Here is a 12,010-nt window from a genome sequence, read left to right on the forward strand (position 1 = left end):
CGTTGCCTTCACGACGCGGGAGACGGAACGCAATGAACGTTTACGACACCCTGGTGGCCGGCGGGGTCCTGATGATTCCCATCCTCGGCTGTTCGCTGCTGGCGACGATGATCGTCATCGAGCGGCTGTGGAGCCTGCGGGCCTCGCGCATCGCGCCGCCGAGCCTGGCCGAGGAGGTCTGCGAGCTGATCCAGCAGGGGCAGGTCAACCTGTTCTGGCTGGAGAGCCACTCGCCGCTGGGCGGGGTGCTGGCGGCGGGGCTGCGCAACGCCCGGCTGGGCCAGGATGCCGTGCGCGCGCGCCTCCAGGAGTCGGCCACGGCGGTGATCCATGACATGGAACGCTTCCTCAGCCCGCTGGGCACCATCGCCTCGATCACGCCGCTGATCGGCCTGCTGGGCACCGTGGTGGGCATGATCCAGGTCTTCGCGGTGATCGTCGGTGCCGAGGGCGCGCAGCGGACCAGCGAACTGGCCGGCGGCATTTCCCAGGCGCTGGTGACCACGGCGGCGGGGCTGGCGGTGGCGATCCCGGCGCTGATGTTCCACCGCTACTTCCAGCGCCGCGTCGAGGCGATCACCGTGCGCATGGAAGAGCAGGCCGGGCGCATGGTCGAGTTTCTCGCCCATCATTCGGGGGACCTGACCCTGGCGGAGCGCCACGAGCCGCGGGGCGAGCGGGCATGAAGTTTCCGCGCCGCCAGCGCGACCCGGTGGAGGTCAACCTGACGCCGCTGATCGATGTGGTGTTTCTGCTGTTGATCTTCTTCATGGTCTCGACCACCTTCACGCCCCGGCAGGCACTGGAACTGAGCCTGCCCGCCAGCGACCATGCCGCGCGGCTCGAGTCGAGCCCGGTGACTGTGGTGGTCACCCGCGACGGCACCTACCGGCTCGATGCGCAGGCGCTGGCCTCGCGTGATGCCCTGCATCGCGCCCTGGCCCAGCACGCCGACGCCGCCCGGGAGCAGGGCCTGGTCATCGAGGCCGACGGCCGGGCGACGCATGCCGCCGTGGTGGCGGCGCTCGACCAGGCGGCGGCGCTGAACATTCGGCAGGTCCGCATCGCCACGCGGCCCTCGGCCGCCTCGCAACCGCAAACGGAGACGCCGTGACACAACCCGACAGCCTGACCCTGTACCGGCGCCTGCTGGGCTATGTGAAGCCCCACTGGCGGCAGTTCGCCGTCGCCGTGCTGGGCTACGCCATCTACGCGGCCTCGAGCACGGCGCTGGCCGAGATGATGAAGCGGCTGATCGACGGCATTCGCGATCCGGATGCCGCCTTCCGGCTGTACCTGCCGCTGTTCGTGATCGTCATGTTCGCGGCGCGCGGCCTGGGCACCTTCCTGGGCACCTATTTCATGAGCGGCGTGGCGCGCAACGTGGTGCACGCCCTGCGCTGCAACGTGTTCAATCACATGCTCCACCTGCCGGGGTCCTTCTTCGACGCCCACTCCAGCGGGCACCTGATCTCGCGGGTCACCTACCACGTCGAGCAGGTCACCGGCGCGGCGAGCAACGCCATCACCGTCATCCTGCGCGAGGGGCTGTTCGTCATCGGGTTGATCCTCTACCTGCTGTGGACCAACTGGATGCTGACCCTGCTGTTTCTCGCCGTGACGCCGCTGATCGGCGGCGTGGTGCGCTACGCCAGCAAGCGCTTCCGGGAGATCTCGCGGCGCATCCAGAACTCCATGGGCGATGTCACCCATGTTGCCTCCGAGGCGCTGACCGGCTACAAGGTGGTGCGCACCCACGGGGCGGAAGACTACGAGAAGCGCCGCTTCGCCGCGGCCAGTGCCTACAACCGCGACCAGAGCATGAAGGAGGCGCTGACCAAGGCGGTCAGCACGCCGGTGATCCAGCTGTCGGTGGCCATCTCGCTGGCGGCGCTGGTGTGGCTGGCCATGGCGCCCGAGCTGATGGAGGACATGACGCCGGGCGAGTTCGTGGCCTTCATCACCGCCGCCTCGCTGATGGCCAAGCCCATCAAGTCGCTGACCGATGTCAACTCGGTGATCCAGAAGGGGCTGGCCGCCTCCGACGAGCTGTTCCGCCTGCTCGAGGAACCCGCCGAGATCGACGCGGGCTATCGCGACCCCCAGAGCGTGCGCGGCGAGGTGCGCTTCGAGGGCGTGCGCTTCGCCTATGGCAGCGATCAGCCCGAGGTGCTCAAGGGCATCGAGCTGACGGTGGCCCCCGGCGAGATGATCGCCATCGTCGGTCGCTCGGGCAGCGGCAAGTCGACTCTGGTCAACCTGCTGCCGCGCTTCTATCGTCCCACGCAGGGGCGGGTGACCCTGGACGGGGTGCCGCTCGACGCGTACCGGCTGTCGCCGCTGCGCCGCCAGATCGCGCTGGTCTCGCAGCAGGTCACGCTGTTCAACACCACGGTGGCCGACAACATCGCCTACGGCGTGCCCGGCGCCGATCGCGAGGCCGTCGCCGCGGCGGCGCGCGCGGCCTACGCCGACGATTTCATCCGGCGCCTGCCGAATGGCTACGACACCGTGATCGGCGACAACGGGGTGATGCTCTCGGGCGGCCAGCGCCAGCGCCTGGCGATCGCCCGGGCGATCTTCAAGGATGCCCCGCTGCTGGTGCTCGACGAGGCCACCTCGGCCCTGGACACCGAGTCGGAACGCTACATCCAGCAGGCGCTGGAAACGGTCTGCCGCGGACGCACCACCTTTGTCATCGCCCACCGGCTGTCGACCATCGAGCGCGCCGATCGCATCCTGGTGATGGAGCAGGGCGAGATCGTCGAGAGCGGCACCCACGGCGAGCTCATCGAGCGTGACGGCGCCTACGCGGCACTCCACCGCCTGCAGTTCCAGGAGGTGACGGCATGAGCCGCTGGGTGGACGCCTGGTACCGTGATGCCGGCTGGCTGCAGGCGCTGCGCCCGCTGGCCTGGCTCTATCGCCGCGGTGTCGAGGCACGACAGCGGGCCTATGCCGCCGGGCGGTACACGGTGTGGCGCTCGCCGGTGCCGGTGGTGGTGGTCGGCAACCTGACCCTGGGCGGCACCGGCAAGTCGCCGCTGGTCGCCTGGCTGGCGCGCTGGCTGGGCGAGCAGGGCTGGCGGCCGGGCATCGTCTCCCGGGGCTACGGCGGCCAGGCGCCGCGCTATCCGCTCTACGTCAATACCGACAGCGACCCCGCCCACAGCGGCGACGAGCCGCTGATGCTCGCCCAGCAGACCGGGCGACCGGTGGTGGTCGACCCCGACCGCCCGCGCGGTGCCCGCAAGCTGATCGCCGCCGGCTGCGACATCATCATCGCCGACGACGGCCTGCAGCACCTGGCGCTGGGGCGCGATCTCGAACTGGTGGTGGTCGATGGCGCCCTGGGCTTCGGCAACGGCCGCTGCCTGCCGGCCGGCCCTCTGCGCGAGCCGCTGTCGCGGCTGGACTCGGTGGATGCGGTGATCGTCAACGGGGCGCAAGGCGCCGAGCGTGCGGTCGCCGGTCACGCCATGCACCTCGAGCCGGCACGCTGGCGCCACCTCACCGATGACGCCTGCTATCCCATCGCGCGGGTGCCGTTCTCCGGACGGGTGCATGCCTTGGCCGGCATCGGCCATCCGGCCCGGTTCTTCGCCACGCTGACGGCGCTGGGCGTGGCGCACGATGCGCACCCGCTGGCCGACCATCACCGCTACAGCGCCGAGGACCTGCGCTTCGCCGACAACCGCCCGGTGGTGATGACCGCCAAGGATGCGGTGAAATGCCGACGCTTCGCCAACGAGCGCTGCTGGGCGCTGGACGTCGAGGCCGTGCCGGACCCGGCCTTCGCCGACTGGCTGCGCGAGCGCCTGGCGACGCTCGTCGCCGAGCGACACGACACGCTACAACCCGCCACCTGCGAGGTAAACGATGGATAAGGAACTGCTGGCCATGCTGGTCTGCCCGCTGTGTCAGGGCAAGCTGGCCTACGACCGCGAGCGCGGTGAGCTCAAGTGCCTGTATGACGGCCTGGCCTTCCCGATACGCGACGACATCCCGGTGATGCTCGAGGAGGAGGCGCGGGTGATGGATGCCGAGGAGAAGCTGGGCGAGCGCCTCGGCCCGGCGCCGGGGCCGAATGCATGAGCGAGTTCGTGGTGGTGATTCCGGCGCGCTACGCGGCCAGCCGCCTGCCGGGCAAGCCGCTGGCCGACATCGCCGGCGTGCCGATGGTGGTGCGTGTCTGGCAGCGCGCCTGTCTCAGCGGTGCCGCCCGCGTGGTGGTGGCCAGCGACGATGCGCGCGTCTGCCGGGCGGTGGAAGCCGCCGGCGGCGAGGCGCTGATGACCCGCGACGACCACCCCTCGGGGACCGATCGGCTGGCCGAGGTGGCGCAGGCGCTCGCGCTGCCCGCCGAGACCCTCGTGGTCAACGTCCAGGGGGACGAGCCGCTGCTGCCGCCGGCGTCGATCGCCCAGGTGGCCGCGCGGCTGGCCGACGACCCCGAGGCCTCGATCGCCACGCTGGCGGCCCCGATCAGCGACGTCGAGACCCTGCTCAACCCCAACGCCGTCAAGGTGGTGCGCGACGTGCGCGGCCGGGCGCTGTACTTCTCGCGGGCGCCGATCCCCTGGGACCGGGCGCACTTCAGCGCGCGCCCGCAGACCCTGGCCACCGATGCCTGGCTGCGGCATATCGGCCTGTATGCCTATCGGGCGGGCTTTCTCGCCGACTTCGTCAACTGGCTGCCCAGCCCGCTCGAGCAGCTCGAGCAGCTCGAGCAGCTGCGTGCCCTGCATCACGGCCATCACATCCAGGTGGCGCTGGCCCGCGACGTGCATCCCGCCGGGGTGGACAGCGCCGAGGATCTGGAGCGGGTGCGCCGTCAGATCGTCGAACAGGAGGGAGCCTCATGATGCGCGTGCTGTTCGTGTGCCTGGGCAACATCTGCCGCTCGCCGAGCGCCGAGGGCGTGTTCCGCGAGCAGCTGCGCCAGGCGGGGCTGGCCGAGCGGGTCGAGGTCGACTCCTGCGGCATCGGCCACTGGCATGTCGGCAAGGCGCCGGACCGGCGGGCCCAGGCCGCGGCGAACCAGCGCGGCATCGATCTCTCCGCGCTGCGCGCACGCACCCTGGCGGCCGAGGACTTCGAGCGCTTTGACTACATCCTGGCCATGGATCACGACAACCTGGCCGCGATCGAGGCGCGAAAGCCTGCGGATTGCCGGGCGCAGACCGAGCTCTTCTTGCGCTATGCCGGGCGTCCCGGCGAAGCGGTCCCGGACCCCTACTTCGGTGGCGATGACGGCTTCGAGAGGGTGCTCGATCTGATCGAGTCGGCCAGCGACGGCCTGATTGTCGAGATCCAGCGCCGTCTGGCGGGGTCATGATCCAGCACGACGTCGATCTGACCGCCGCCAACACCCTGGGGCTGCCGGCGACCGCCGAGCGCCTGGTGACGGTAACCTCACTGGCTCAAGCCCATGAGGCCCTGGTCGAGGCCGAGCGCCACGATTGGCCACTGACGGTGATCGGCGGCGGCAGCAACCTGGTGCTCGAACCCTGGCTGCCGGGGCTCGTGGTGCGCCCGGCGCTGACCGACTATTGGCTCGAGCCGGCCGATGGCGACACGGTGCGCGTTCATGTGGGGGCCGGCGTGAACTGGCACGAGCTGGTCGTGGCCATGGCCGAGCGTGGCCTGTGGGGCATCGAGAACTTGGCGCTGATCCCCGGGCAGGCCGGGGCGGCACCGATCCAGAACATCGGCGCCTATGGCGTGGAGCTTGCCGAGGTGCTCGAGACCGTGCACCTGCTCGAGCGCGACGGCGCGCGCGAGCGGGTGCTGGGGCGCGATGAGTGCGCTTTCGGCTATCGCGACAGCGTCTTCAAGCACGCCCTCGAGAATCGCGTGATCATCACCCGCCTGGTGCTGCGCCTGTCGCACCGTCCCCGGCCGCGGCTCGACTACGGTGATCTCGCCGCGCGTGTGCCCGCTTCCCCGTCCGCCGCCGATGTCGTCGCCGCCGTCAGCGCGGTGCGGCGCGAAAAGCTGCCGGACCCGGCGGTACTCGGCAATGCCGGCAGTTTCTTCACCAACCCGATCGTCGACGCGGAGAAAGCACAGCGGTTGCTGGACGAGTGGCCCGACATGCCGCACTTCCCGCTGCCTGATGGCCACGTCAAGCTCGCCGCCGGCTGGCTGATCGATCGCTGCGGTCTAAAGGGGGTGCGCGACGGCCATGTCGGCGTGCACGACCGCCAGGCCCTGGTGCTGGTGCATCACGGGGGCGGAAGTGCCGCGGAGCTGCTGGCGCTCGCCGAGCGGGTGACGGCGATGGTGGAGGCGCGCTTCGGCGTGCGCCTGACGCGCGAGCCGCGGGTGCTGGGGGAAGCCGTGCCCGGCAAGGCGTAAGCGGGGGCATGGGGTTCAATCCACGCAACACGAAAAGGGCCCGTCGGCAAAACCGACGGGCCCTTCGCGTATTCTGGTGGCTACGCCCTGATTCGAACAGGGGACCCCATCATTATGAGTGATGTGCTCTAACCAGCTGAGCTACGTAGCCGTTCAACGAGGGCGAATATTACGCTCAAGATACTGAGCTGTCAAGGAATATCGCACTGACTGGAAGACGGCGCCTGTCTGATCCCAAGGGGCCCTGGGGACAAGCTGCGGAGGAGGTCCGACGCCAGGGAGGGCGTCGGTAGCCTACAAGGATGTATTCATGGCGCCTCATCGCAAGCTTGTCGACAGGTCAGCCCCGAGCGCCATGGTACTTTCCGACGAGATCAGTCAGACGTTGAAGCGGAAGTGGATGACATCGCCATCGGCGACGATGTAGTCCTTGCCTTCCAGGCGCCACTTGCCGGCTTCCTTGGCCCCGGACTCGCCACCCAGCGTGACGAAGTCGTCGTAGGCGACCACTTCGGCGCGGATGAAGCCCTTCTCGAAGTCGGTGTGGATGACGCCAGCGGCCTGCGGGGCGGTGGCGCCGACCTTGACCGTCCAGGCGCGGACTTCCTTGACGCCCGCGGTGAAGTAGGTCTGCAGGCCGAGAAGGTGGTAGCCGGCACGAATCACCCGGTCGAGTCCCGGCTCCTCCATGCCCATCTCGTCGAGGAACATCGCCCGCTCCTCGTCCTCCAGCTCGGCGATTTCGGCCTCCAGCTGGTTGCAGACCGGCACCACCACGGCGCCTTCCTCGGCGGCGATCTCGTGAACCGTGTCGAGGTGCGGGTTGTTCTCGAAGCCGTCCTCGTTGACGTTGGCGATGTACATGGTTGGCTTGAGCGTCAGGAAGCCGTAGCTCTTGAGCTGGCGCTTCTCGTCATCGGACAGGCCGACGCTGCGCAGCGGCAGCCCCTCGGCCAGGTGCGGCTGGATGCGCTCGAGAATCGCCTTGGTGGCGATCGCTTCCTTGTCGCCGCCCTTGACCACTCGGGTCAGGCGCTGGATGGCGCGCTCGACGCTGTCCAGATCGGCCAGCGCCAGCTCCAGGTTGATGGTCTCGATATCGGCCCGCGGGTCGACCTGGTTGGCCACGTGAATGACGTTGTCGTTGTCGAAGCAGCGCACCACATGGGCGATGGCGTCGGTCTCGCGGATGTTGGCGAGGAACTGGTTGCCCAAGCCTTCACCCTTGGAGGCGCCCGCCACCAGACCGGCGATGTCGACGAATTCCATGGTGGTGGGCACGACCTTCTCGGGCTTGACGATCTCGGCGAGCTTGTCGAGCCGCGGATCGGGCATCGGCACGATGCCGGTGTTGGGCTCGATGGTGCAGAAGGGGAAGTTCTCGGCGTCGATGCCGGACTTGGTGAGCGCATTGAAGAGCGTGGACTTGCCGACGTTGGGCAAGCCGACGATGCCGCAGTTGAATCCCATGGGTGTTCCTGACGATGAGAAGAGCGAGTGAACGAATGGCGGGCATTCTACGGGACACCGCGGGCGGGGGCCATACTCTCAGCTACGGGCTACGGGCTACGGGCTACGGGCTACGGGCTACGGGCTACGGGCTACGGGGTACGGGCTACGGGCTACGGGCTACGGGCTACGGGCTACGGCGTGAAACTGTGCAGCCGGTTCATGGCTCGGGCCCAGTCGCCGGCGAGGGCGTCGGGCAGGGTGGCGAGGCATTCGTCGAGGGCGGCGTCGATGGCCTGACGCTCGGCCTTGCCGGGGCGACCCAGCACGTAGTTGGTGACCTGCCTGGCGTTGCCGGGGTGGCCGATGCCGATGCGCAGGCGGTGGAAGTCCCTGCAGTTGCCCAGCGCGCTGATGGTGTCGCGCAGGCCGTTGTGGCCGCCGTGACCGCCGCCGGTCTTGTAGCGGGCGGTGCCGGGGGCGATGTCGAGCTCGTCGTGGGCGACGAGCAGTTCATCGGGGGAGAGCTTGAAGAACTGGCAGAGCGCGGCGACAGCGGCGCCGCTGCGATTCATGAAGGTGGTCGGGTTGAGCAGATGCACATCCCGACCGGCGAAGTGGACCTTGGCGTACTGGCCGAGGAACTTCTTCTCCATGCGCAGCGGCGCGTGGCTGTCGCGCGCGATGGCTTCCACCAGCCAGGCGCCCGCATTGTGACGGGTGTCGGCGTACTCGGGGCCGGGATTGCCCAGGCCGATGATCGCTTTCACTGGACTCATGCGGGGCCTTGTCTCGCGGGTGGTTGCCAGGCGTCCGACGTCTTACTCTTCGGACTGGCCTTCTTCGCCTTCGGCGGCTTCCTCGTCGCTGCCTTCATCCGCGGTGGTGCCGCGGGTCGGGCGGGTGATGCTGACCACACCGGCGTCGTGAGACTCGCCGTGGCTCAGCTCGACCAGGGTCACGCCGGCCGGCAGCTGGAGGTCGGACAGGTGCAGGGTCTCGCCCAGGCCCAGGCCGCTGATGTCGACCTCGAGGTACTCCGGCAGGTCCTTCGGCAGGCAGCTGATCTGGACTTCGGTGGCCAGCACGTGGAGCACGCCGCCGTCTTCCTTGATGCCCTTGCACTCTTCCTCGCCCAGCACGTGCAGCGGGACGTTCAGGGTCATGGCGTGGGTGGCGTCGACACGCAGGAAGTCGGCGTGGGTGATCAGCGCCTTGTACGGATGGCGCTGCAGGTCACGGATGACGACCTGCTCCTGGGTGCCGTCGACGTCGATGCTGATGATCGAGGAGAAGAAGGCTTCCTCTTCGAGCGCCTTGTAGAAGGCCGGCTTGTCGATAGTGATCGGCTGCGGGGCCTTCTCGCCGCCGTAGATGATGGCGGCGACTTGCTGGTTCTCGCGACGCAGGCGGCGGCTCGCACCTTTCCCCAGGTCGGTTCGAACGTTGGCGGTCAGTTGATAGTCGGACATGGTTAACCTCTCGGGGTCGAAATAAGGAAGCGGCATCGCCCGCGACCAGACGATGCCGTTTCCGATCAGCGCCTCACGGCGCACGTTCCGGGGCGAAATGCCCCGATGCAAGCGCTCAGTGGAACATCGCGCTCACGGATTCCTCGTTGCTGACCCGGCGGATGGCCTCGGCGATCAGCCCGGCCACCGACAGCTGGCGAATCTTGCCGCTGCGGCGCGCCGGTTCGGAAAGCGGAATGGTATCGGCCACGACGAGTTCGTCAAGTACCGAGCCGCTGATGTTGTCGACGGCCGGGCCCGACAGGATCGGGTGCGTGGCGTAGGCGACGACGCGACGGGCGCCGTGATCCTTGAGCGCCTCGGCGGCCTTGCACAGGGTACCGGCGGTGTCGACCATGTCGTCGACCACCACGCAGGTGCGGTCGTCGATGTCGCCGATGATGTGCATGACCTGGGCCTGGTTGGCCTGCGGGCGACGCTTGTCGATGATCGCCAGGTCGGCGTTGAGCTGCTTGGCGATGGCGCGAGCCCGCACCACGCCGCCGACGTCCGGCGAGACCACCACCAGGTCGTCGTAGTTCTGGCGCTCGATGTCGTCGAGCAGGATCGGCGAGCCGTAGACGTTGTCCACCGGCACGTCGAAGAAGCCCTGGATCTGGTCGGCGTGCAGGTCCATGGTCATCACCCGGTCGACACCGGCCTTGACCATCATGTCGGCGACCACCTTGGCGGAGATCGGCACGCGGGCGGAGCGCACCCGGCGATCCTGACGGGCGTAGCCGAAGTAGGGCACCACAGCGGTGATCCGGGTGGCGGACGCGCGACGCAGGGCGTCCACCATGAGGATCAGTTCCATCAGGTTGTCGTTGGTCGGGGCGCAGGTGGACTGCAGGATGAAGACGTCCTTGCCGCGAACGTTCTCGTTGATCTCGACCGCGATCTCGCCGTCGCTGAACTGGCCGACCGTGGCGTGGCCCAGCCGATTGTCGAGGGCCTCGGCTACCTTGCGGGCGAGTTCGGGATTGGCGTTCCCGGCGAAAACCATCAATTTAGACACGCGCAGCCACCTTTGGAGTCTTGGGGGATCTCAGGAGCGGGATTGTGCGGTCGCGTTCGGAAGGAATGGCTGGGGTACCAGGATTCGAACCTGGGAATGGCGGTACCAGAAACCGCTGCCTTACCACTTGGCTATACCCCAGTAGTCATGATTTCCCGAACTCGTCGCGACATCGGGTCGCGATTGCAACCACGGTAGCGCCGGCAAGCCGTTCAGAGCAGGCCCAGCGCCCGATGGAGGGGTGAGGTGTCGCAGCCGCGAGCCTTGAAGGCCTGCCAGCCCTCGCCGACACGGGACAGTATCCTATCGGCCTCGGATTCCTGCGTCAAATGGCAGAACACGCAGGCGCCGGTGCCGGTCAGCAGGCTCGGTGCATGGTGCGACAGCCAGTCGAGTGCCTCGCCCACGGCCGGGTATAGCGCGCGAACGGTCGGCTGGCAGTCGTTGCGCCAGGCGATCGGCCCCTCCTGCAATGCGCGCGCCATGGTAATGGGGGGGGTGTCACGTGTCAATTCGGGCGCCTGAAACACCGCCGGCGTGGACACCGCGACGCCGGGGTGAATGACCACGAACCAGCCGGCGTCGAGGGACACCGGGACGAGGCGCTCGCCGATGCCCTCGGCCCAGGCGGAGCGGCCGCGCACGAAGACCGGCACATCGGCGCCCAGCGTCAGGCCCAGACCGGCCAGGTCGTCGAGGTCGAGCCCCAGCCCCCAGAGCCGGTCGAGCCCCAGCAGGGTGGTCGCCGCGTTGGAGCTTCCGCCGCCCAGCCCGCCGCCCATCGGCAGGCGCTTGTCGAGGCGGATGTCGGCGCCGCGGCGACAGCCGCTGGCCTGTTGCAGCAGGGTGGCGGCACGTACCACCAGGTTGTCCGCGTGGGCCACGCCGGGCACGGCCGGCGAGAGGGTGATGCGGCCGTCGTCACGGGGCGTGAAATGCAGGGTGTCGCCGGTGTCGAGCAGCTGGAACAGCGTCTGCAGCTCGTGGTAGCCGTCGGCGCGGCGCCCGGTGATGTGCAGCAGGCGATTGAGCTTGGCCGGCGCCGGCAGGCTCAGTGACGTCATGAGGACTCCGGATTCGGATGCCATTCCTTGACCACCAGGGTGGCGCGCAGCCCGGGAAAGGTCATCACCACGCGGCTGGGCAGCCACAGGCCGCCGGCGCGGGTCCAGTCACGGTAGTCGATGGTCCAGCCGGCCTGGTGCAGCTGCAGGGGAAAGCCCCGGTCGTCGCGGGTCAGGCGGTGCGCGACGATCGGCGCCGGCAGGCCGCGCACCCAGTCGTCGAGCGCCGAGACGGGCAGCGACCAGCCGAGCTGCTGTTCCATCAGCCGTTCCGGGGTGTCGGCGGTGAAACGGCCCTTGCCGGTGGTCAGCACGACCCCGTCGGGGCCGCCCTCGAGGACGCTGCGACCGCTGCCGAAGGGGCCGCTGATCAGCATGTGGTAGCGCGAGGCGCGCTGGACCCAGTCCAGATTGGCGCTGGTGGCGTCGTCGGGCGTGCGCAGGCCGACCTTGCCGGCCAGGCGCCAGTGGTCGAAGGCTTCCAGCCGGGCCTTCTGGGCGTCCCAGTCGCCGCGCTCGCGGGGCTGTTCCGGCGACGGGGCCTGGCTGGCGCAGCCCGCCAGCGTCAGCAGGGCGAGCAGCAGGGCGGGAAAGGCGAGAGATCGCAT

General features: G+C 68.9%; 14 protein-coding genes and 2 tRNA genes. 8 read left to right on the forward strand and 8 right to left on the reverse strand.

The window, feature by feature from the left end:
- The first annotated feature begins 32 nt into the window (after positions 1 to 32).
- From ACTCB7_RS12250 to murB, 8 genes are read left to right on the forward strand one after another with little or no spacing between them, the layout of a single operon-like run.
- Positions 33 to 686 (forward strand): MotA/TolQ/ExbB proton channel family protein, encoded by a 654-nt coding sequence (locus tag ACTCB7_RS12250; RefSeq protein ID WP_463006895.1) that lies wholly within the window; start codon positions 33 to 35, stop codon positions 684 to 686.
- Positions 683 to 1,114, forward strand: a complete 432-nt coding sequence (locus ACTCB7_RS12255; RefSeq protein ID WP_463006896.1) for an ExbD/TolR family protein — start codon at positions 683 to 685, stop codon at positions 1,112 to 1,114. Before ACTCB7_RS12250 ends, ACTCB7_RS12255 begins: the two co-directional genes overlap by 4 nt.
- Positions 1,111 to 2,853, forward strand: a complete 1,743-nt coding sequence (gene msbA, locus ACTCB7_RS12260; protein WP_224420954.1) for a lipid A export permease/ATP-binding protein MsbA — start codon at positions 1,111 to 1,113, stop codon at positions 2,851 to 2,853. The genes ACTCB7_RS12255 and msbA overlap by 4 nt, the downstream gene beginning before the upstream one ends.
- Positions 2,850 to 3,887 (forward strand): tetraacyldisaccharide 4'-kinase, encoded by a 1,038-nt coding sequence (gene lpxK / locus ACTCB7_RS12265; protein WP_224415210.1) that lies wholly within the window; start codon positions 2,850 to 2,852, stop codon positions 3,885 to 3,887. The genes msbA and lpxK overlap by 4 nt, the downstream gene beginning before the upstream one ends.
- Positions 3,880 to 4,095 carry a Trm112 family protein gene (locus ACTCB7_RS12270; protein ID WP_224415209.1) on the forward strand — a complete coding sequence of 72 codons (216 nt, stop codon included), beginning with the start codon at positions 3,880 to 3,882 and terminating at the stop codon, positions 4,093 to 4,095. Before lpxK ends, ACTCB7_RS12270 begins: the two co-directional genes overlap by 8 nt.
- Entirely contained in the window at positions 4,092 to 4,865 is a 774-nt protein-coding gene (gene kdsB, locus ACTCB7_RS12275; protein WP_463006897.1) for a 3-deoxy-manno-octulosonate cytidylyltransferase, read from the forward strand. The genes ACTCB7_RS12270 and kdsB overlap by 4 nt, the downstream gene beginning before the upstream one ends.
- Positions 4,865 to 5,338: a low molecular weight protein-tyrosine-phosphatase gene (locus ACTCB7_RS12280; protein ID WP_463006959.1), complete on the forward strand. Its 474-nt coding sequence runs from the start codon at positions 4,865 to 4,867 to the stop codon at positions 5,336 to 5,338. Before kdsB ends, ACTCB7_RS12280 begins: the two co-directional genes overlap by 1 nt.
- Entirely contained in the window at positions 5,335 to 6,360 is a 1,026-nt protein-coding gene (gene murB, locus ACTCB7_RS12285; RefSeq protein ID WP_463006898.1) for a UDP-N-acetylmuramate dehydrogenase, read from the forward strand. Before ACTCB7_RS12280 ends, murB begins: the two co-directional genes overlap by 4 nt.
- Before the next feature lie 74 nt (positions 6,361 to 6,434).
- Here murB and ACTCB7_RS12290 read toward each other — a convergent pair.
- The 8 genes from ACTCB7_RS12290 to lolB all read right to left on the reverse strand — a co-directional run bounded on the left by ACTCB7_RS12290 (position 6,435) and on the right by lolB (position 12,010).
- Positions 6,435 to 6,511, reverse strand: a tRNA-Met gene (locus tag ACTCB7_RS12290).
- Between the two features lie 227 nt (positions 6,512 to 6,738).
- A complete protein-coding gene (ychF, locus tag ACTCB7_RS12295) occupies positions 6,739 to 7,830 on the reverse strand; it encodes a redox-regulated ATPase YchF (protein WP_463006899.1) in 1,092 nt (363 codons plus the stop codon).
- Between the two features lie 173 nt (positions 7,831 to 8,003).
- A complete protein-coding gene (gene pth, locus ACTCB7_RS12300; RefSeq protein WP_463006900.1) occupies positions 8,004 to 8,588 on the reverse strand; it encodes an aminoacyl-tRNA hydrolase in 585 nt (194 codons plus the stop codon).
- Between the two features lie 42 nt (positions 8,589 to 8,630).
- Positions 8,631 to 9,281, reverse strand: coding sequence for a 50S ribosomal protein L25/general stress protein Ctc (locus ACTCB7_RS12305; protein WP_463006901.1), 651 nt, complete (start codon positions 9,279 to 9,281; stop codon positions 8,631 to 8,633).
- Positions 9,282 to 9,396: 115 nt separating this feature from the next.
- The gene (locus ACTCB7_RS12310; RefSeq protein ID WP_224415203.1) at positions 9,397 to 10,338 is read right to left on the reverse strand and encodes a ribose-phosphate pyrophosphokinase; all 942 of its coding nucleotides are present in this window, start codon (positions 10,336 to 10,338) and stop codon (positions 9,397 to 9,399) included.
- Positions 10,339 to 10,404: 66 nt separating this feature from the next.
- Positions 10,405 to 10,479: transfer RNA gene (locus ACTCB7_RS12315), tRNA-Gln, on the reverse strand.
- Between the two features lie 71 nt (positions 10,480 to 10,550).
- Positions 10,551 to 11,402, reverse strand: coding sequence for a 4-(cytidine 5'-diphospho)-2-C-methyl-D-erythritol kinase (gene ispE / locus ACTCB7_RS12320; RefSeq protein WP_224415202.1), 852 nt, complete (start codon positions 11,400 to 11,402; stop codon positions 10,551 to 10,553).
- Positions 11,399 to 12,010: a lipoprotein insertase outer membrane protein LolB gene (gene lolB, locus ACTCB7_RS12325; RefSeq protein WP_224415201.1), complete on the reverse strand. Its 612-nt coding sequence runs from the start codon at positions 12,008 to 12,010 to the stop codon at positions 11,399 to 11,401. Before lolB ends, ispE begins: the two co-directional genes overlap by 4 nt.

The sequence above is a fragment of the Modicisalibacter sp. genome (genome assembly GCF_055145905.1).